19 protein-coding genes are annotated in these 19,794 nt (G+C 67.4%); 11 read left to right on the top strand and 8 right to left on the bottom strand.

Features of this window, described 5'->3' with window-relative positions; genetic code table 11:
* The first annotated feature begins 204 nt into the window (after positions 1–204).
* The 8 genes from trxA to HWX39_RS20415 all read left to right on the top strand — a co-directional run bounded on the left by trxA (position 205) and on the right by HWX39_RS20415 (position 8,803).
* The gene (trxA, locus tag HWX39_RS20450; RefSeq protein WP_006402348.1) at positions 205–531 is read left to right on the top strand and encodes a thioredoxin TrxA; all 327 of its coding nucleotides are present in this window, start codon (positions 205–207) and stop codon (positions 529–531) included.
* Between the two features lie 193 nt (positions 532–724).
* Complete coding sequence (rho, locus tag HWX39_RS20445) at positions 725–1,987, top strand: transcription termination factor Rho (protein ID WP_006478662.1); 1,263 nt, start codon at positions 725–727, stop codon at positions 1,985–1,987.
* A 131-nt stretch (positions 1,988–2,118) separates the two neighbouring features.
* Complete coding sequence (locus HWX39_RS20440) at positions 2,119–2,619, top strand: MerR family transcriptional regulator (protein WP_175969717.1); 501 nt, start codon at positions 2,119–2,121, stop codon at positions 2,617–2,619.
* On the top strand, positions 2,616–4,172 hold the full coding sequence (locus HWX39_RS20435) for an MFS transporter (RefSeq protein ID WP_175969716.1): 1,557 nt from the start codon (positions 2,616–2,618) through the stop codon (positions 4,170–4,172). Before HWX39_RS20440 ends, HWX39_RS20435 begins: the two co-directional genes overlap by 4 nt.
* Before the next feature lie 38 nt (positions 4,173–4,210).
* A complete protein-coding gene (locus tag HWX39_RS20430; RefSeq protein WP_175955991.1) occupies positions 4,211–5,044 on the top strand; it encodes a M90 family metallopeptidase in 834 nt (277 codons plus the stop codon).
* A 157-nt stretch (positions 5,045–5,201) separates the two neighbouring features.
* Positions 5,202–5,462: a type B 50S ribosomal protein L31 gene (locus HWX39_RS20425; RefSeq protein WP_006753671.1), complete on the top strand. Its 261-nt coding sequence runs from the start codon at positions 5,202–5,204 to the stop codon at positions 5,460–5,462.
* A 144-nt stretch (positions 5,463–5,606) separates the two neighbouring features.
* A complete protein-coding gene (locus tag HWX39_RS20420) occupies positions 5,607–7,439 on the top strand; it encodes a glycosyltransferase family 39 protein (protein ID WP_175969715.1) in 1,833 nt (610 codons plus the stop codon).
* A 2-nt stretch (positions 7,440–7,441) separates the two neighbouring features.
* Positions 7,442–8,803, top strand: coding sequence for an MATE family efflux transporter (locus tag HWX39_RS20415; protein ID WP_175969714.1), 1,362 nt, complete (start codon positions 7,442–7,444; stop codon positions 8,801–8,803).
* Between the two features lie 11 nt (positions 8,804–8,814).
* On the opposite strand, the gene lipA is transcribed toward HWX39_RS20415, so the two are convergent.
* The 6 genes from lipA to HWX39_RS20385 all read right to left on the bottom strand — a co-directional run bounded on the left by lipA (position 8,815) and on the right by HWX39_RS20385 (position 14,917).
* The gene (gene lipA, locus HWX39_RS20410; protein WP_175969713.1) at positions 8,815–9,780 is read right to left on the bottom strand and encodes a lipoyl synthase; all 966 of its coding nucleotides are present in this window, start codon (positions 9,778–9,780) and stop codon (positions 8,815–8,817) included.
* 2 nt (positions 9,781–9,782) lie between these two features.
* Positions 9,783–10,898 carry an acetoin dehydrogenase dihydrolipoyllysine-residue acetyltransferase subunit gene (locus tag HWX39_RS20405; RefSeq protein ID WP_175969712.1) on the bottom strand — a complete coding sequence of 372 codons (1,116 nt, stop codon included), beginning with the start codon at positions 10,896–10,898 and terminating at the stop codon, positions 9,783–9,785.
* A gap of 4 nt (positions 10,899–10,902) precedes the next feature.
* Positions 10,903–11,907 (bottom strand): alpha-ketoacid dehydrogenase subunit beta, encoded by a 1,005-nt coding sequence (locus tag HWX39_RS20400; RefSeq protein ID WP_111016885.1) that lies wholly within the window; start codon positions 11,905–11,907, stop codon positions 10,903–10,905.
* Positions 11,908–11,961: 54 nt separating this feature from the next.
* Complete coding sequence (locus HWX39_RS20395; protein ID WP_175969711.1) at positions 11,962–12,945, bottom strand: thiamine pyrophosphate-dependent dehydrogenase E1 component subunit alpha; 984 nt, start codon at positions 12,943–12,945, stop codon at positions 11,962–11,964.
* Between the two features lie 77 nt (positions 12,946–13,022).
* Entirely contained in the window at positions 13,023–13,799 is a 777-nt protein-coding gene (locus HWX39_RS20390; protein ID WP_175969710.1) for an SDR family NAD(P)-dependent oxidoreductase, read from the bottom strand.
* Positions 13,800–13,858: 59 nt separating this feature from the next.
* The gene (locus HWX39_RS20385) at positions 13,859–14,917 is read right to left on the bottom strand and encodes an NAD(+)/NADH kinase (RefSeq protein ID WP_175969709.1); all 1,059 of its coding nucleotides are present in this window, start codon (positions 14,915–14,917) and stop codon (positions 13,859–13,861) included.
* 534 nt (positions 14,918–15,451) lie between these two features.
* Here HWX39_RS20385 and HWX39_RS20380 point away from each other — a divergent pair.
* On the top strand, positions 15,452–17,368 hold the full coding sequence (locus tag HWX39_RS20380; protein WP_175969708.1) for a sigma-54-dependent Fis family transcriptional regulator: 1,917 nt from the start codon (positions 15,452–15,454) through the stop codon (positions 17,366–17,368).
* A 20-nt stretch (positions 17,369–17,388) separates the two neighbouring features.
* On the opposite strand, the gene HWX39_RS20375 is transcribed toward HWX39_RS20380, so the two are convergent.
* Positions 17,389–17,838: a carboxymuconolactone decarboxylase family protein gene (locus HWX39_RS20375; protein ID WP_175969707.1), complete on the bottom strand. Its 450-nt coding sequence runs from the start codon at positions 17,836–17,838 to the stop codon at positions 17,389–17,391.
* Positions 17,822–18,283 carry a MerR family transcriptional regulator gene (locus HWX39_RS20370; RefSeq protein ID WP_175969706.1) on the bottom strand — a complete coding sequence of 154 codons (462 nt, stop codon included), beginning with the start codon at positions 18,281–18,283 and terminating at the stop codon, positions 17,822–17,824. The genes HWX39_RS20375 and HWX39_RS20370 overlap by 17 nt, the downstream gene beginning before the upstream one ends.
* A gap of 286 nt (positions 18,284–18,569) precedes the next feature.
* Between HWX39_RS20370 and HWX39_RS20365 the strand changes: the two genes are divergently transcribed.
* Both HWX39_RS20365 and HWX39_RS20360 read left to right on the top strand, forming a co-directional pair.
* Positions 18,570–19,181, top strand: a complete 612-nt coding sequence (locus tag HWX39_RS20365; RefSeq protein WP_175969705.1) for a helix-hairpin-helix domain-containing protein — start codon at positions 18,570–18,572, stop codon at positions 19,179–19,181.
* A gap of 88 nt (positions 19,182–19,269) precedes the next feature.
* Positions 19,270–19,707 (top strand): YidB family protein, encoded by a 438-nt coding sequence (locus HWX39_RS20360; protein WP_175969704.1) that lies wholly within the window; start codon positions 19,270–19,272, stop codon positions 19,705–19,707.
* Positions 19,708–19,794: the final 87 nt, after the last annotated feature.

The following is a 19,794-nucleotide window of genomic DNA, read 5'->3' as shown; positions in this document are numbered from 1 at the left end:
GTAGCGGCTACTATCGCCGCCCGCAGCAGATAGCAATTTAGGCTAATATGACGCCCGAACGACCCGCGAGCCGCGGCATGCAGCGCTTACACCCCTCCTTTCCGGAGAGCGGAGTGACCTGCCGCAGCGGCCGGCAGCCAACGGCAGCCGGTACGCCGCAACGCGCAAGCAGGCAGTCCCCGAACCGAAAGAGGTATTGACCCAATGAGCGAACAGATCAAACACATCAGCGACGCATCGTTCGAACAGGACGTCGTCAAGTCCGACAAGCCCGTGCTCGTCGATTTCTGGGCCGAATGGTGCGGCCCGTGCAAGATGATCGCCCCGATCCTCGACGAAGTCGCGAAGGACTACGGCGACAAGCTGCAGATCGCGAAGATCAACGTCGACGACAACCAGGCGACGCCCGCGAAGTTCGGCGTGCGCGGCATCCCGACGCTGATCCTGTTCAAGAACGGCGCGGCCGCCGCGCAGAAGGTCGGCGCGCTGTCGAAGTCGCAGCTCACCGCATTCCTGGACAGCCACCTGTAATACAGGCAGTTCCGCGGACGTGTTGTCATCCGGCAACACGTCCGTCGACAAGCCGCCGATCGCTCGCTCAAGCGCGAATCGGCCTATGCTAGAATTAAAAAACGTCTACAAGACGCATTTAAGTCTCTGAGCGCTTCCGCTCGCCCTCCTCCCTTTATTTCTTTCGTCGTCTCCTCCCTGGCGGGTTCTCCGTATGCATTTATCCGAGCTCAAGTCTCTGCACGTCTCCGAACTGATCGAAATGGCCAATGGCCTGGAGATCGAAAACGCGAACCGCCTGCGCAAGCAGGAGTTGATGTTTGCCATTCTTAAAAAGCGCGCCAAGACGGGAGAGACGATCTTCGGCGACGGTACGCTCGAAGTGCTGCCGGACGGCTTCGGCTTCCTGCGCTCGCCGGAAATGTCGTACCTCGCGAGCACCGACGACATCTATATCAGCCCGTCGCAGATCCGCCGCTTCAACCTGCACACCGGCGACACCATCGAAGGTGAAGTCCGCACGCCGAAGGACGGCGAGCGCTACTTCGCGCTGGTGAAGGTCGACAAAGTCAACGGGCAGCCGCCCGAGGCCTCGAAACACAAGATCATGTTCGAGAACCTCACGCCGCTGCACCCGAACAAGCCGCTGTCGCTCGAACGCGAAATGCGCGGCGAGGAAAACGTCACGGGCCGCATCATCGACATGATCGCGCCGATCGGCAAGGGCCAGCGCGGCCTGCTCGTCGCGTCGCCGAAGTCGGGCAAGACCGTGATGCTCCAGCACATCGCACACGCGATCAAGCAGAACCACCCGGACGTCATCCTGTTCGTGCTGCTGATCGACGAGCGCCCGGAAGAAGTGACCGAAATGCAGCGCTCGGTCGCCGGCGAAGTGATCGCATCGACGTTCGACGAACCGGCCACGCGCCACGTCCAGGTCGCCGAAATGGTGATCGAGAAGGCCAAGCGCCTCGTCGAAATGAAACATGACGTCGTGATTCTGCTCGACTCGATCACGCGTCTCGCACGCGCGTACAACACCGTGATCCCGGCATCGGGCAAGGTGCTGACGGGTGGTGTCGACGCGAACGCGCTGCAGCGGCCGAAGCGCTTCTTCGGCGCGGCGCGCAACATCGAGGAAGGCGGTTCGCTGACGATCATCGGCACCGCGCTGATCGAAACCGGCAGCCGCATGGACGACGTGATCTACGAAGAGTTCAAGGGCACCGGTAACATGGAAGTGCACCTCGAGCGCCGTCTCGCGGAAAAACGCGTGTATCCGTCGATCAACTTGAACAAGTCGGGCACGCGTCGCGAAGAAATGCTGATCAAGCCCGAGATCCTTCAGAAGATCTGGGTGCTGCGCAAGTTCATCCACGACATGGATGAAGTCGAAGCGATGGAATTCCTGCTCGACAAGATCCGCCAGACGAAGAGCAACTCCGAGTTCTTCGACCTGATGCGCCGCGGCGGCTGATCGCCCCCGCCCCGCAACGAACGGCCGCCCGCGCATCCTGCCCGGCGGCCGTTTTTCGATCCCAACCTGAACGTGAACGTACAGGTTGATCTATAATCGTGCCATCGCCCCGATCTAATCCCCGCCTCCCGATGCCGAACGACGCCTCCACCCCACTGCTGACCGTGAGCGACGCCGCATCGCGCCTCGGCGTCACGCCGCGCACGCTGAAGTATTACGAAGAGCGCGGGCTCGTCACGCCATCGCGCAGCGAGGGCCGCTACCGCCTCTACGACGAAGCCGATCTCGAGCGCTTCGCGCGCATCCTGCGGCTGCGCGCGCTCGGCTTCTCGTTGCATGGCATCACCGAGATGCTGAAGCGCCCGCTGGAAGAAACGGGCGACGGCCGGCGTCGCTATTCCGACGCGTCGCTGCGCGACATCCGTACCGGCCTTGCCGAGCAGATCGGCACGCTCGACCGCCGGATCGCGGCCGTCCAGCGCGAGTTGAAGGAAGCCGTCGCGCTGCGCAAGGAGTTGCAGCACGATATCGACTACGTCGAGCGGCGTCTCGCCGGAGAAAGCCCCGATGCGCTGATCGCGCAGCGGCAGGCCGAGGCCGGCTCGCGGCGCACGCGCCAGGACCGCGAATGAATGCGGTGCCCGGCCGCTCGCCGCTGTGGAGCCGCGCCAACCTGCGCGCGGACCTGTTCCCGTGGGCGCTCGCACTCGTCACCGGCATCGACTATTTCGACAACGCGGCCTTCTCGTTCTTCGCGAGCTACATCGCAGGCGGCATCAACGCGTCGCCCGACGAACTCGTGTGGTCGTCGAGCGCCTACGCGGTCACGGCCGTGCTCGGCATCCTCCAGCAGCAATGGTGGATCGACCGGCTCGGCCATCGCCGCTACGCCGCCGGCTGCATGCTGATGTTCTCGTTCGGCGCGATTGCGGCCGCGCTCGCCGACACCTCGCTCGAACTCGCGTTCGCGCGCGGTTTTCAGGGATATTTCATCGGCCCGATGATGGGCGCGTGCCGGATCCTGATCCAGATCAGCTTCAAGCCGCAAGAACGGCCACCCGCGACACGCGCGTTCCTGATCATGATCCTGCTCGGCAGCGCGCTCGCGCCGATCGTCGGCGGCCTGCTCGTCGCGCATTCGACGTGGCGCGCGCTGTTCGCGTGCTCGGCGCCGGCCGGCATCGCGTTCGCGATCCTCGCGCTGCTCACGTTGCCCGATTCGGGCCGGACACCCGACGACGAACGCGGCTCCGGGCACTTCTGGCCGTATGTCGTGTTCGCGCTCGCGCAAGGCGCGCTGCAGATCGTGCTGCAACAGGTGCATTACCAGCTCTACAGCGGCTCGCCGATGCTGATCTTGTTGACGATCGCGGGGATCGGCGCGCTTGCGTGGTTCGCGTATCACCAGTGGCACCATCCGAAGCCGCTCGTGCGGCTGCACGCGTTCCGCGAACGGACGTTCCAGGTCGGGCTGCTGCTCTACATGTTCTATTACTACGAGTCGACGGGCTTCAGTTACCTGACGTCGCGGTTTCTCGAAGGCGGGCTCGGCTATCCGGTCGAGAACGCCGGGCGGCTGGTGGGCACGATGTCGCTGATTTCGGCCACCGCGCTGTTCGCGTACCTGCGTTACGCGAAATTCGTCACGCACAAGAAGTGGTTCGTCGTGCCGGGATTCGCGATCGCCATCACGGCCGCGCTGTGGATGACGCGGATGACACCGCAGGTCGGCGAAGCCGCGCTGATCGTCCCACTGCTGCTGCGCGGATTGCTGCTGCTCTTCATCGTGCTGCCGGTGGCCAACCTGACGTTCCGGATCTTCGCGATCGACGAATATACGCACGGCTACCGGCTGAAGAACATCGTGCGGCAACTGACGATCTCGTTCGCGACGTCGTCGGTGATCATCGTCGAACAGCACCGCGTGGCCGTGCACCAGACGCGGCTCGTCGAGCGCGCGAACGTGTTCGACCCGGCGTTCCAGCAGACCGTCGACGCCCTGACGCGCAGCTATGCCGCCGCCGGCCATGCGCTGAACGAGGCACACGGCCTCGCGATCGCGTCGATCGCGCGCATGGTCGCGCAACAGGCGTCGTTCCTTGCGTCGCTCGACGGCTTTTACTTCCTGGCGGGCGTGGCGCTGGTCGGCGGCCTCTTCGCGGCATGGCAAAAAGAGATCGATTGAGTTAAAAGACAGGCTTTGGATTTCCGCGAACCGCCTTCATGCTCTCGAAACTGACCCGCTGGTTCGACGACCGCCGCCGCGACCGCGCGCTGCGCAGCCACCCGATCCCCGACGCGCTGTGGCAGGACACCGTCGAGCGCCTGCCGTTCCTCGCGGCGCTGTCGCCCGACGCGCTCGGCCGGTTGCGCGAACTGACGAGCCTGTTCGTCGCGAAAAAATCGTTCTCGACCGCGCACGGGCTGGAACTGACCGACGCGATGATCGTCGCGATCGCCGCGCAGGCCTGCCTGCCGGTACTGAATCTCGACCTGTCGCTGTACGACGGCTGGGTCGGCGTCGTCGTCTATCCGGGCGAATTCGTGATCCGCAAGACGGTACAGGACGAAGACGGCGTCGTCCACGAAGTCGAGCAGGATGCGAGCGGCGAGGCCTGGGAAGGCGGCCCCGTGATCCTGTCGTGGGAAGACGCGCAGATGACGGACGGCCGCGATGCGTACAACGTCGTGATCCACGAGTTCGCGCACAAGATCGACATGGTCAACGGCGCGGCCGACGGCTATCCGCCCCTATTTCGACGCTGGCACGCGCCTCACCTCGATGCGCAGGCCTGGGCCGACGTGTTCGAGCACGCGTACGACCAATTCTGCGCGCGCGTCGACGCTGTGCCGGACCGCGCGTGGGCGCGCTTCGAGCGGGACTCGCTGATCGACCCGTATGCGGCCGACCACCCGTCGGAATTCTTCGCGGTATGCAGCGAAGCGCTGTTCGTGCGGCCGAAAGCGTTCGAGTCCGAATTTCCGGAGCTGTACCGATTGCTCGCTCGCTACTACCGGCAAGACCCGGCCGGCACCGGCGCGCTCGACGCACCGTGAAAATTATTCGTCAACCATCTGATTTTCTGGCATAATCGCCGTTTTTCGACCTTAGGCAAGTGGCTCGCGCCGGGCTTGGCGTCGTCTGGTTTGCGCAATGCGCGCGCTCCGGCACGGCAAGCGGCGGGTTGGCTACCGCTCTCACCAAGGAAAGACCATGAAAGAAGGCATCCACCCGAACTACCGCGAAGTCGTCTTCCAAGACATGTCGAACGGCTTCAAGTTCATCACGCGCTCGACGATCCAGACGCGCGAAAACATCGAACTCGACGGCAAGACCTACCCGCTCGCCAAGATCGAAGTGTCGTCGGAATCGCACTCGTTCTACACGGGTCAGCAAAAGATCATGGACACGGCAGGCCGTGTCGAGAAGTTCAAGAACAAGTTCGGCGTACGCGCCAGCGGCAAGGCGAAGTAAGCTTCGCATTGCATCCGGTGGTTGCAACGCACCGGTGTCGCACAAAAGGGCAGCCCAGGCTGCCCTTTTTTGTCTCTGCTCGCCCGACCGGCGCCGGCTGGCGCCCGGGCATCGACCTGACGCGCAACAGCGGGCGCGTCTACAATGCCGGATGCTCGAAGCCGGCTCGACCGCGCACCTCCGCGCCGGCCGCCCGCCCATAACAAATCGCTCATCTGCATGAAGCCTGTCGTCCGTCTCACCGCCTCCGCCACGCGCGCGCTGCCGCGCTGGCTGCTGCTCACACTCTGCTTCGTCTACGCAGCGTTCGGCCTGTTCGGCCGCGACCCGTGGAAGAACGAGGACGCGGCGGGCTTTGGCGTGATGTGGACGATGGCCAAGGGCGGCTGGCACGACTGGCTACTGCCGAACCTGGTCGGCAAGTTCATCACGACCGACGGACCGCTCGGCTACTGGCTCGGCGCGCTGTCGATCCGCGGCCTGGGCCCGTGGGTCGACGCGAGCAACGCGTCGCGCGTCGAAACCGGCGTGCTGTTCTGCGTCGCGTGTGCATTCGTCTGGTACGCGGCCTACCTGCTCGGCCGGCGTGCCGAGGTCCAGCCGTTCAAATACGCATTCGGCGGCGAGCCCGAGCCGCGCGACTACGGCCGCACGCTCGCCGACGGCGCACTGCTGGTTCTCGTCGCCTGCTTCGGTCTCGCGGAGCGCGGGCATGAAACGACGCCGCAGCTCGCCCAGTTCGCGTGGATCGCGATGCTCGTCTACGGGATCGTGCGCGGCATCGACAAGCCGATGCAGGGCGCGCTGTGGTGGGGTGTCGCGATCGGCCTGGTCGCGCTGTCCGGCAATCCGGTACTGGTCGTCGCGCTGCTCGTCGGTACGGCCGTGCTGTGGATCGTCACGCCCGAGATGCGCAACCTGAGCCTGCCGTTGGTCGGCGTGCCGCTCGCAGCCGCGATCTTCGCGCTATGGCCGCTGGCCGCGTTCGTCGCGGCGCCCGACGACGCCGCATGGTTCTTCAACCAGTGGATCCACGGCAGCCTGATGCGCTTTTCGGGGCCGCCGACCGCCGTGCTCGGCTATGCGGCGAAGAACCTGCCGCTGTTCACCTGGCCCGCGTGCCCGCTCGCGATCTGGGCGTGGTGGAGCTGGGCCGGCATGCGCCGCCGGGCGCACGTCGCGATTCCGCTGTCGGTCGCCGTGCCGCTCGTCGCGCTCGTGATCCTGCAGAGCCAGCAGTCGAACCGCATGTACATGCTGCTGTTGCCGCCGCTCGCGGTGCTCGCGACGTTCGCGCTGCCAACCCTCAAGCGCGGCGCGATCAACGCGATCGACTGGTTCGCGGTGCTGAGCTTCACGATCCTCGGCACCTTCGTGTGGCTCGTGTGGCTCGCATCGCTCACGGGCTTCCCGCATCCGCTCGCGCGCAACCTCGCGCGCCTCGTGCCCGGCTACGAACCGCATTTCAAGATCCTGTCGTTCATCTGCGCGGTGATCGCCACCGTGTGCTGGTGCTTCCTCGTACGCTGGCGCATCTCGCGGCAGCCGAAGGTGCTGTGGCGCAGCGTCGTGCTGTCGGGTGCGGGCACCACGCTGATGTGGGTGCTGCTGATGACGCTGTGGCTGCCGATCGTCAACTACGGCCGGACCTATCGCGATGTCGCGCAACAGATCGCGGTGCACCTGCCGTCCGACTACGAGTGCATCTCGCCGGTGCGGCTCGGTGACGCGCAGATCGCGACCTTCGCGTATTTCGGCAACATGCGCTTCGATTTCTCCGGCGACTGCGACGTGATCCTGCGTCAGGACCGCGCGGACTTCGGCGAGCCGAGCTCGGTGTCGCAATATGTGTGGCGTCTCGTGTGGGAAGGCCGCCGCGTCGCCGACCGCGACGAGCGCTTCCGCCTGTACGAGCGCATCGAACGGCCGAAGACGCCCGTCAAGCGACGTCCGCCGCGCCGCCAGCCGGCCGACTGACGATGTTCGGCGACATCCGCCGGATCGTCGGTCTCGCGTGGCCGGTGCTCGTCGGCCAGCTTGCGATCATCGCGTTCGGCGTGATCGACACCGCGATGGTCGGGCGCTACTCGGCCGTCGATCTGGCCGCGCTCGGGCTCGGCTCGTCGATCTACATATCGATCTATATCGGCCTGACGGGCATCCTGTCGGCGCTGCAGCCGATCACCGGGCAACTGTACGGCGCGCGGCGCTATGCGGAGATCGGCGAGGAAGTGCGCCAGGCGCTGTGGCTCGCGCTGCTGCTCGCGGTGCCCGGCTTTCTCCTGCTGCATTTTCCCGAACCGCTGCTGCGCGTCGCGCACACGCCCGCCGCGCTGCACGACCGCACCGTCGACTACCTGCGCATCCTGTCGTACGGGCTGCCCGCCAGCCTCGTCTTCCGCATCTACAACGCGCTGACCAACGCGGCCGGCAAGCCGCGCCTCGCGATGATGCTGCAGATCGGCGCGCTGCTGCTCAAGTTTCCGCTCAACGTGTGGTTCATCTTCGGCGGGTTCGGCGTGCCGGCCCTCGGCGGCCCCGGCTGCGGGCTCGCGAGCACGCTGATCAACTGGGCGCTCGCGCTGATCGGCTACACGCTGCTCGCGAAGCTCGACGTGTTCGCGCCGCTCGCGATCTTCTCGCGCTTCTGCTGGCCGGTCTGGGAACGCCAGAAGGCCATCCTGAAACTCGGCGTGCCGATGGGCCTGTCGTACCTGATCGAGGTCACGTCGTACACGTGCATGGCGCTGTTCATCGCGCAGTTCGGCACGACGACGCTCGCCGGCCACCAGATCGCCGGCAACATCGGCGCGGTGCTGTACATGACGCCGCTGTCGATCGGCGTGGCGGCGTCGACGCTGGTCGCGCGCGCGCTCGGCGCCGGGCGGCCCGAGGAAGCCCGGCTGCTCGGCCGGCACAGCGTGATTTTCGCGTGCGGCATTGCCGCGACCTACGGCCTGCTCGTGTTCGTGCTGCGCCCGCTGATCATCGGCGGCTATACGCCGAACCCGGCCGTCGCCGCGGCCGCGATGCCGCTCGTCGCGATCGTCGCGTGCTACCACGTCTTCGATGCGCTGCAGGTCACGTCGGCGTTCGTGCTGCGCGCCTACAAGGTCGCGGTCGTGCCGACCGTGATCTATGCGGTCGCGCTGTGGGGCGTCGGGCTCAGCGGCGGCTACGTGCTCGGTTTCGACGTGGGCGGGATCGCGCCCGCGTGGCTGACGGGCGCGCGCGGTTTCTGGTTCGCGAACACGATCAGCCTGATGCTCGCGGGCGCCGGGCTCGTGCTGTACCTGCGCCGCGTCAGCCGCGCGCATGCCTCCGCTTTCACGTCCGCCTGACGCGCTGCCCGCTACGTCTCGTCCAGCACGTCGGCCGCGTGATACGACGACCGCACGAGCGGGCCCGCGACGACTTCCCTGAAACCGAGCAATAGCGCCTCGTCGCGCCACGCGGCGAATGCGTCCGGGCTCACGTAGCGCCGCACCGGCAGATGGTGCGCGGACGGCGCGAGATACTGGCCGAGCGTCAGCACGTCGACGTCGTGCGCACGCAGGTCGCGCAGCGTGTCGCGCACTTCGTCGTCGCACTCGCCAAGGCCAAGCATCAACCCCGATTTCGTCACCAGTCCCGGCCGCGCCCGCTTCGCCTGCGCAAGCAGTTCGAGCGAGCCGCGATAGTCGGCGCCCGGCCGCGCTGCGCGATACAGCGACGGCACCGTCTCGATGTTGTGGTTGAACACGTCGGGCCACGCCGTCGACAACGCATCGAGCGCGCGGCCCGCGCGGCCTCGGAAATCCGGTGTCAATACCTCGACGCCGATGCCCGGCACGCTCGCGCGCACCGCCGCGATGCACGCGGCGAAATGCGCGGCGCCGCCGTCGCGCAGGTCGTCGCGGTCGACCGACGTGATCACGACGTAGCGCAGCCCGAGCGCCGCAGCCGCATCGGCCAGCCGCGCGGGCTCGTCGGGATCGAGCGGCTCGGGACGGCCGTGCGCGACGTCGCAGAACGGGCAGCGCCGCGTGCACAGGCCGCCCATGATCATGAAGGTCGCCGTGCGCTGCGCAAAGCATTCACCGATGTTCGGGCACATCGCCTCCTCGCAGACGGAATGCAGCCGATGGTCACGCAGCACGGCCGCCGTGTCGACGACCGCTGCGCTCATCATCGGCCGCGCGCGCAGCCACGGCGGCTTCGGCAATGCCGCACCGGCCGCGGGCTCGACGCGCACGGGAATGCGCGCGAGCTTGTCGCGGCTTCTCGCACCCGGCTGGCCGAGCGCCGTGAGGCTGGGTCGTTCGAGCGCGGCGGCCATCGTCAGTCTCCGAGAAACGCGACGATCAGGCGGTTCACGTCGGCGGCCGCCTCCATCTGCACCATGTGCCCGCTGCCGGCGATCACCTCGGCACGGACGCCATCCGGCAAACCCTGCGCGTGCTGCGCCGGGATCACCTGGTCGTGCTCGCCCCAGATCACGAGCGTGCGCGGCGCAAGCGTCGCGAGCCGGTCGCGGAACACCCGCCGCTGCGCGGCGCCGTCGAACGCGGCATGCGCGATCTTCTCCAGCGCAGCCTGCACGCCTTCGAGCCGCTTGTACTTGACCAGATCCTCGACGAGCTGCCGCGTGACCAGCGCATTGTCCGCGAACAGTGCGCCGAGATGCGGCTTCAGCGTGTTGCGGCTGTTGCCGGCGACGAAGCCGTCGATGTAAGCGCGGTTGATGTCGGTGCCGAGCCCCGCGCTCGCGATCAGCGTGAGCGACGCGACGCGTTGCGGGGCGCGCCCAGCGGCCGCCATCGCGACCGCGCCCCCCATCGAATGACCGATCAGGTGGGCCTTGTCGATGCCCTTCGCATCGAGCAGCGCGAGCACCGCGTCGGCCAGTTCATCGAGGCTGCCCGTCTCGACCGCCTTGCCCGACTCGCCATGGCCGGGCAGGTCGAGCGCCCACACCGGCCGGTGCGCGGCGAGATCCGCGTGATTGAACAGCCAGTTGTTGAGGTCGCCGCCGAAGCCGTGAATCAGCACGGCGGGAGTGCCGCCGCCTTCGCCGAGCTTCAGGAAGCGCACCGTCCGGCCGCCGATCTGCGCCTTTTCCGGCTGCGGACCCGCGGCTTCGTCGGAAGCCGCGCTCGGCACGAAATCGCGCTGGAAATCGGCGATCGCCGCGTCGATGTCGGCATCGCTCGCGTCGTCGGCCGCGACGACGCCAAGCAGCGCGCCGACCGGCAGCGTCTCGCCTTCCTGCGCGACCTGCCGGCGCAGCGTGCCGTCGAACGCGCATTCGACGCCCGACGAGATCTTGTCGGTCTCGACGTCGAGCACTTCGTCGCCCTTCGTCACGCGTTCGCCGAGCGCCTTCAGCCAGCCGTTGACCTGCCCCTGCTCCATCGACAGCCCCCACTTGGGCATCGTGATCATGTGAATCGACATCGTGTCAGCTCCTCGTCTTCAGGACCGCCTGCGCAATCGCATCGGCGGACGGGATATACAGGTCTTCCAGCACGCTCGCGAACGGCGCGGGCGTATGCGGCGCGGTCACGAGTTCGATCGGCGCCTTAAGCGTTCGGAACGCGCGCTGCGCGACGAGCGCCGCGATGTCGGTCGCGATCGAGCAACGCGGGTTCGCTTCGTCGACGACCACCACGCGTCCGGTGCGCTCCGCGCTTTCGAGGATCGTTTCCTCGTCGAGCGGCGACGTCGTGCGCAGGTCGATCACGTCGACCTGGATGCCGTCCTTCGCGAGCTTCGCGGCCGCGTCCATCGCGAGATGCACCATCCGGCCGTACGTGACGATCGTCGCGTCGTCGCCGTCGCGCATCACGTTCGCTTCGCCGAACGGAATCGCATAGGACTCCTCCGGCACGTCGCCTTCACGGGTATAGAGCAACTTGTGTTCGAGGAAGATCACGGGATCGTTGTCGCGGATCGCCTGGATCAGCAGCCCCTTCGCGTCGTACGGCGTCGACGGGCACACGACCTTCAGCCCCGGAATGTGCGTGAACAGCGACGTGAGCATCTGCGAATGCTGAGCCGCCGCGCGCAAGCCGGCGCCGTACATCGCGCGAATCACGACCGGCGTCACCGCCTTGCCGCCGAACATGTAGCGGAATTTGGCGGCCTGGTTGAAGATCTGGTCGAAACACACGCCCATGAAATCGATGAACATCAGCTCCGCGACGGGCCGCATCCCGCACGCGGCCGCGCCGACCGCCGCGCCGATGTAGCCGCCTTCGGACAGCGGCGTATCGAGCACGCGGCCCGGAAACTTGTGGAACAGCCCTTTCGTCACACCGAGCACGCCGCCCCACGCGTCGTCCTCGCCCGGCGCACCCGCGCCGCCCGCGTTGTCCTCGCCCATCACGATCACGCTGTCGTCGCGCGCCATTTCCTGCGCGAGCGCCTCGTTGATCGCCTGCGAATAAGTGATCTTCCTTGCCATGTCTGTCTCCTGAAATGTTCGGTTCGCCGTGCCGGCTGCGGTGTCAGGCCGTGCTCACGGGTACGACACGTAGACGTCGGTCAGCAGGTCGGCTGCATCGGGTACCGGCGCGGCCTTCGCCTGCGCGACCGCGTCGTCGATCAGCGCCTTGACCTGTGCATCGACCGCGCGCAGATCGGCGGTCGTCAGCGCTTCGGCCCGCACGACGCGCGTTTCGAAATGCTTCAGACAGTCCTTCTCGTCGCGCAGCTTCTGCACTTCGCCAGGTGCACGATAGGTTTGCGCATCGCCTTCGAAATGGCCGAAATAGCGCGTGAACTTCACCTCGACGAGCGTCGGGCCGCCGCCGTTGCGCGCACGATCGACGGCCTCGCCGAGCGCTTCGTGCACCGCGAAGAAATCGAAACCGTCGACGATCACGCCCGGCATCCCGAACCCGTTCGCACGATCGGCGATGTTGTCGGTCGCGACCGACCAGCTCGACGACGTCGCTTCCGCATAGCCGTTGTTTTCGGCCACGAAGATCGCGGGCAGCCGCCACACCGACGCGAGGTTCATCGATTCGAAGATCACGCCCTGGTTCGATGCGCCGTCGCCGAAGAAGCACACGCCGACGCCGCCGGTCTTCCTGTGCTTCGCCGCGAGCGCCGCGCCGCAGACGAGCGGGCCGCCCGCACCGACGATCCCGTTGGCGCCGAGCATCCCCATCGCCAGGTCGGCGATGTGCATCGAGCCGCCCTTGCCGTGGCAGACGCCCGTCTTCTTGCCGTAGATCTCGGCCATCATCCCGTGCACGTCGACGCCCTTCGCGATGCAATGGCCGTGGCCGCGGTGCGTGGTCGCGACGTAGTCGTCGAGGCCGAGGTGCAGCATCGTGCCGACCGCGGACGCCTCCTCGCCCGCATACAGGTGAACGAAGCCGGGGATCTCGCCGGTGGCGAATTCGACGTGCAGGCGCTCCTCGAATTCGCGAATCGTGCGCATCAGCCGGTAGGCGTCCAGCAGCGTGTCCCTGCTGAGCTGTGTCGAAGCTGTCATGTGTGTCTCCTGGGTAGGTCTGACTGCGAATGCCGCCGCGGCCGCGCCGTGGCGACGGATTGCACGGCCTGCGGCCGTCAGTGGAACGTGAAGCCACCGTCGACGTTCACGGCCTGGCCCGTCACGTTGTCCATCGTCGCGAAGAACAGCGCGAGCCGGCCCATGTCTTCCGGCGTCTGCGCGCGGCCCTGCGGAATCAGCGTCAACTGGTGCCGCTGCCACGACGCCTCGACCGATTCGCCGTCGGTCTTCCATGCGTCGGACAGACGGTCCCACATGTCGGTACGCACGATGCCGGGGCAGATCGCGTTGACGGTCACGCCGTCGCGCGCGACCTCCTTCGCGAGTGCATTCGTGAAGCCGACAACCGCGAATTTCGATGCGCTGTAATGCGCGAGATTCGGAAAGCCCTCCTTGCCGGCGATCGACGCGACGTTGATGATCCGGCCGCGGCCCTGCGCCTTCAGCGGCGCGAGCGCCGCGCGGCAGCCGAGGAACGTGCCCTTCGCGTTCACGTCCATCACGACATCCCAGTCGTGCTCGGTCAGTTCGCCGACCGGATGAATGCTGATCACGCCCGCGCAGTTCACGAGGATGTCGAGCCGGCCGAGTTCGGCGAGCGCCTGCGCAACCATCGCATCGACCTGCGCGGCCTGCGTGACGTCGACCTTCGCGACCGCCACCCGGCGGCCGAGCGCGCGTACCTCGCATGCGGTGGCATCGAGTGCGTCGTCGAGCAGGTCGGCGAGCAGGATGTCGGCGCCCGCGCCTGCGAGCGTCAGTGCAATGCCGCGACCGATACCGCGCGCACCGCCTGTGACGATGGCGACCTGTCCGTCGAGTGGGGGTGTCATGGCGATGTCTCCTGGGTAATCGTTATGGATGTCGAAATGTCACTCGGTAATACGGCGCCTCAATAGCGCCACTCGCCGGCATCGCGCAGCAGTTGGCGTGACGACGCGTAGCGCAGCGTGCGGCCGACGTCGACCGTCAGCGGCCCGCGCCAGTCGAGCGAGATCTCGTAGCGATCGCCGCGCGCGACCTCGATCTCGCGTTCGCCGTCGAACGCGAGCGTGCCGTGCTCGAACGGGATCGTCTGCCATGCACCCGGCTCGAGCCGCTCGCAACTGCGCATCACGACGCGATCGACGCGGCCCGGCGCAATCGGGGCCACGAGTGGCGTGCCGGCCGTCTTGCCTTCGGTCGCGAAGCGCATCGCGAGCCCGTGCGGCGCGCTGCGTTCGAGCGGCGCCCACGCGCCGCCGAGCGCGGACAGGCCGATCCCGTCAGGTTCCGCAAATGTCAGGTAGAGCGAGTCGATGTCGTCGGACCCCGAGATCGCACGGGCGCCGATGAAGCGCTGCCGTGCCGCGCACACGTCGACGAGTGCGATCTCCTCGCGCCCCGGCTGCGCGCCCGCCACGCAGCGCACGACGAGCCGCTTGTTGCGCGTGAACGCGACTTCGGCCGGTACCGCGCCGGTCGCGGCGAGTCCTGCCGCGACCCCGGCGACGGTGGCTTCGCGATGTTCGGGAAATGCGTTGTTGGTGCCGGTGGACAGCGCGACGAGCGGCGTCGCGCCGCAGTGCGCAGCCACGGCGCGATGGGTGCCGTCGCCACCGAGCACGACGATCAGCGCGACTTCCATCCGGTGCAGGTACGCGGCGCCGGCCTGTGTGTCGGCGACGGTGTCGGTGATCGGCAGGTCGACGAATTCGACCTCGGGCCAGCGCTCGTGCGGCGCAACCGCACGATGCGTGTCGAGCGCACGCAGCAGCAGCGTCGCGATGCCCGTCCGGTCGCGCAGCGTCAGCACGCGCTCGACGCCCATCGCGCCGAGGCCGGCCAGCAGGCGCACGATCATGTTCGCCTTCTCCGCCGTCGGAAATACGGATGCATGCGTCGTGAGGCGGCGGATATCGCGCCCCGATGCGGGGTTCGCGATCACGCCGACGGTAACGGGCGTCGTCACGGGTTCGTCTCCATCCGGTTGGCCGGCCCCGGGGCATGGGTGTGCGCCGCGGCCTTGCCTGTCTCGTCCGCTGCCATCGCCGGGCGGCGGATCGTCGTCAGCGCGACCGCGCCGACTTGCCCGTGATCTCTGCAAGCGGCGTGCCATCGTGCGTGCGATGCACGTGAAACCCATGTGAATGTTGACGCGGCGGGTATGCAGGCGCTCCCCGGTTCGCGGCTGGAAGGACGGAGCACGCGGCAATTCGACTCGTGCGTCTCACATCGTCGATGCGACGAAACGGTCCTCGCGACGCCGGTGCAAGCGTGCCGCTGCGCCCGCAAACCCCGCGGTATCGCGGCGCCGCGCATGCCGCGTCATGCGGGACGATCTCCGCCGGTCGCACATGAACGCGTCTCAACGTCACGAGACGGCCCGCGATACCGGTGAGACGAACGTCTCACGCCGGTCGCGTGCTGCGATGCAATGTGATCCGCCGAACGGGATGTGCTACAAGGACAGCGCATTCCCCGCCGTACGGAACCGGAGCCGACCATGCCTTACGCCGTCCCCCAGGCCCAGCACGCCGACCGTGTGCTCGGCGCGCTCGCCGGACGCCTGCCCGCGCCGGCCGAATCGTCGCGCCTCGTGTCGTCGTGGCAGCGGTCGCTGGAGCGCTACCGTCTCGACCCCGCTTCGTCGATCGGTCCGCGCGTGCTGACCGCGGCCGAGCTGCGCGAAGTGCGCGACAAGGAGGAGGCGTTCCTGCGCGCGTCGGGCCAGTGCCTGACGCGGCTGCACGACATGATCCGCGTCGCCGACTACTGCGTGATGCTGACCGACGCGCACGGCGTGACGATCGACTACCGGATCGACCGCGAGCGCCGCAACGACTTCCGCCACGCCGGGCTGCATATCGGTTCGTGCTGGTCGGAAAGCGAGGAAGGCACCTGCGGTGTCGCGAACGTACTGACCGATCTCGCGCCGATTACCGTGCACAAGACCGATCACTTTCGCGCGGCATTCACGACGCTCACCTGCAGCGCGGCACCGATCTTCTCGCCGGGCGGCGAACTGATCGGCGTGCTAGACGCGTCGGCCGTTCATTCGCCCGACGGCCGCGACAGCCAGCGTCTCGTCTATCAGCTCGTGCGGCAGAGCGCGGCGCTGATCGAGGACGGCTACTTCGTGCACAGCACCGCGCACCACTGGATCCTGTTCGGGCATCCGAATCGTCACTACGTCGAAGCGCAACCCGAGTGGCTGATCGCGTTCGACGAATGCGGCAATATCGTCGCCGCGAACCGGCAGGCACGCGATGCGCTGCCGGCGCTGCGCGAACCGCGCCATATCGACGAGATCTTCGATGCGACCGAGATGCCGCTGCGCGATGCCGCGCGGCTCGATGCGATCGCCACGCTGCGGCTGCGCGCGACCGGCGCGCCGCTCTATGCACGGCTGCGTGCGCCGCTACGGCGCACCGGCCGCGAACCCGGCACGGCCTCGCGCCGCCCGGGCACCGCGCAACGCCACGTCGGCGCGCTGACGCCGTTCCTGCACAGCAGCGACGCGCATATCGCGCAGCAGGCCGAGCTCGCGCTGCGTGTCGCGAGCAAGCGGCTGCCGATTCTCGTGCTCGGCGAAACCGGCGCGGGCAAGGAAGTGTTCGCGCGCGCGATCCACGACGCCGGTGCGCGACGTGCGCGGCCGTTCGTCGCCGTCAATTGCGGAGCGCTGCCGGAAGCGCTGATCGAGAGCGAATTGTTCGGCTATGCGGCCGGCGCGTTCACCGGCGCACGCAAGCATGGCGCGCGCGGCAAGATCGCGCTCGCCGACGGCGGCACGCTGTTCCTCGACGAAATCGGCGACATGCCGCTCGCGCTGCAGACACGCCTGTTGCGTGTGCTCGCCGATGGCGAGGTCGTGCCGCTCGGCAGCGATACCCCCGTACGCGTCGATCTCGACGTGATCTGCGCGACGCACCGCGATCTCGCACGCATGGTGGCCGACGGCACGTTCCGCGAGGATCTGTACTACCGGCTGAGCGGCGCGACGTTCGAACTGCCGCCGCTGCGTGAGCGTGCTGACGTGCGCGACGTGATTGCCGCCGTGTTCGCCGAGGAGGCGCAGGCAACCGGCCACGTGCTGACGCTCGACGCGACGCTCGCCGAACAACTCGCCGCGTACCCGTGGCCCGGCAACGTGCGGCAGTTGCGCAACGTGCTGCGCTATGCGTGCGCGGTGTGCGACACCGCGCGCGTGACGCGGCAAGATCTGCCGGCCGATATTGCCGCGTCACTCGGCGGCGTGGCGACCGGCACGCTGCCCGACGACGAACGCGGCCGCATCATCGCCGCGCTCACCGCGCATCGCTGGCGGCCCGACGCGGCCGCGCAGGCGCTCGGCATCTCGCGGGCGACGTTGTACCGGCGCATCGCGAAGCACCGGATCGTCGCGCCGCATCGCGCGTGACGCGCCGGCGCGCCGACCACTCACGACGCATGCACCGCCGCTTCGCGCGCGTTCGCGGTGTCACCCGTCTTGCCGGCCGCCTCGGCTTCGTCGCGCCGCACGAACACCTCGTGCGCGGCGAACAATGCGTTGAGCGCGGCTGGAAAACCCGCATAGACGGCCATCTGCATGAACACCTCGACGATCTCGTCGCGCGTGCAACCCACATTGAGCGCGGCCTCGATATGCACTTTGAGTTGCGGCTGCGCGTTGCCGAGCGCGGCCAGCGCCGCGATCGTCGCGATCTCGCGCGCTTTCAGGTCGAGTTGCGGCCGGCTGTAGATGTCGCCGAAACCGAATTCGACCAGGAGCCGACCGAAGTCCGGCGCGACCGGCGCGAGGGCCGCGATCACGCGCTCGCCCACTTCGCCGTCGATTTCCTTCAGTTTGTTCCAGCCGCGCGTGTAGCGGTCTTCAACGCGTCGTTCCATTGTGTCCGTCCTGTTCCGATGGAGAGTGAGAAGGTTTCGCCCGTCTCGCCGCATCCCGCTCCTGTGCTTCGTAGTACGCGATCTTGTCGCTGATCACGTCGAGGCTCGCCTGCAGCTCCGCGATATGCGCGCGCACCGCATCGCGATGCCCGACTAGCAGACTGCGCCGCGCACCGAAGGTCGCTTCGCCTTGCGCGCGCAGCGCCGCGAACGCCTGCATCTGCGCGACCGGCATACCGGTCGCCTTCAGGCGCATCACGAAGGCCAGCCAGTCAAGGTCGGCCGGCGCATAGAGCCGGTGCCCGGCCGCCGTGCGCGAAATTGCGCGCAGCAGGCCGGCCTGCTCGTAGTACCGCAGCGTATGCGTCGACAAGCCGGTCATTTCGGCGACCTGGCCGATCGTCAGCGGGCCGGCGGAGGAAGGTTGGGTTACGGTTTTCGACATGGCAGGAACAAGGTTAGGAGTTAGAGTTCACTCTAAGTCAAGCCCTGTCGAACAGCCAGTGCGACGATCATCGGCGATACCCCCGCGACACCGTAAAGAATGGTCAAAACCGCCGTCCGGCGCGAGCTTCGGCCTTTACAGCGCCGCAAGCCTTCAGCAAGATTCGGTCAGCCTGTCTTAAAAAGGGCACGCATTTGTCCTATGCTTAACGGCGACGCCCGGCCGGGCCTCGCTCCGCCGTTCGTTACAACAGCCATTCATCCGTCAGAACCAGGGAGCCTTTGCCATGCTGAAAAAGCTGCTGATGCTGTTCGTCGCGCTATCGCTATCGCTCGCCGCAGGCCTCGCCGCGGCCGTCGAGGTCAACACGGCTGACCAGGCCGCGCTCGAATCCGTGAAGGGTCTCGGGCCCGTGAAGTCGAAGGCGATCATCGACGAACGCACCAAGAACGGCCCGTTCAAGGACGCGGACGATCTCGCGAACCGCGTGAAGGGCCTCGGCACGAAGTCGGTCGGGCATCTCGAGGAAAACGGCCTGACGATCGGCGGCTCGGCGACGCCGCCGAAGGGGGTGAAACTGTCGAAGCCGGCCGCGACGACTTCGGCCGCCCCGTCGGCAACGACGTCGGCAGGCACGGCGTCCACGTCCACGACCGCGACGGCCGGCACGACGGCCACCGCACCGGCACCGGCGGCCAGCGCGCCGGATGCGGCGGCGAAGCCGGCCAAGGCCAAGCGCATGACGAAGAAGGAAAAAGCGGCCGCGGCAACGGCGGCATCCGCGGATGCGGGTGCGAGCGCACCGGCCGCAGCGTCGTCGGCTAAGGCGACGAAGGGTTCGAAGAAGAAAGGCAAGAAGGACAAGGCAGCCTCCGCCGCCGCGGCGTCGGGCGCCTGATGTGCGCCGCGCGCGCGACGGCGTGCGCGCGGCATTCGTTCAACGGGCGCCCACTGCGTGGCGCCCTTATCGGTAAAGGTGAAGAACCATGGGTCTCCTCGACATCGTTGGCGGTCTGCTCGGCGGCCAGGCCGGCGGCAACTCGCAAAGCGCACTGATCACGACCGCGCTCGAATTTATCAACAACCAGCCGGGCGGCCTGAATGGCCTGATCGAGAAATTCAAGGCCGGCGGCGCCGGCGACATCATCGGCTCGTGGGTCGGCACCGGCCAGAACCAGCCGATCTCGCCGGACACGCTGCAGAACGTGCTCGGCTCGGACGCGATCGGCGCGCTCGCGAGCAAGTTCGGTGTCGATCCGTCGATGGCCTCGACCGTCCTCGCGCAAGTGCTGCCGCACGTCGTCAACCACGCGACGCCGGACGGCACGGTGCCGGCCGACGGCCAGGCACAGGTCGATCCGTCGAATGTGCTCGGCTCGCTGTCGCAGATCGCCGGCATGTTCGGCGGCAACAAGCAGGGCTGACGCGCCGCGTCGTTGCGACGCGCCATAAACAAACACCCCGCCGAGGCGGGGTGTTTGCTTTTGCGCGCCCGGCGCGAACCGGGCGGC

Source organism: Burkholderia sp. BCC0322 (assembly GCF_902833045.1).
Classification (GTDB): domain Bacteria; phylum Pseudomonadota; class Gammaproteobacteria; order Burkholderiales; family Burkholderiaceae; genus Burkholderia.
Note: the sequence above shows the minus strand (reverse complement) of the source record. Positions and strands in the feature narration are given on the sequence as shown.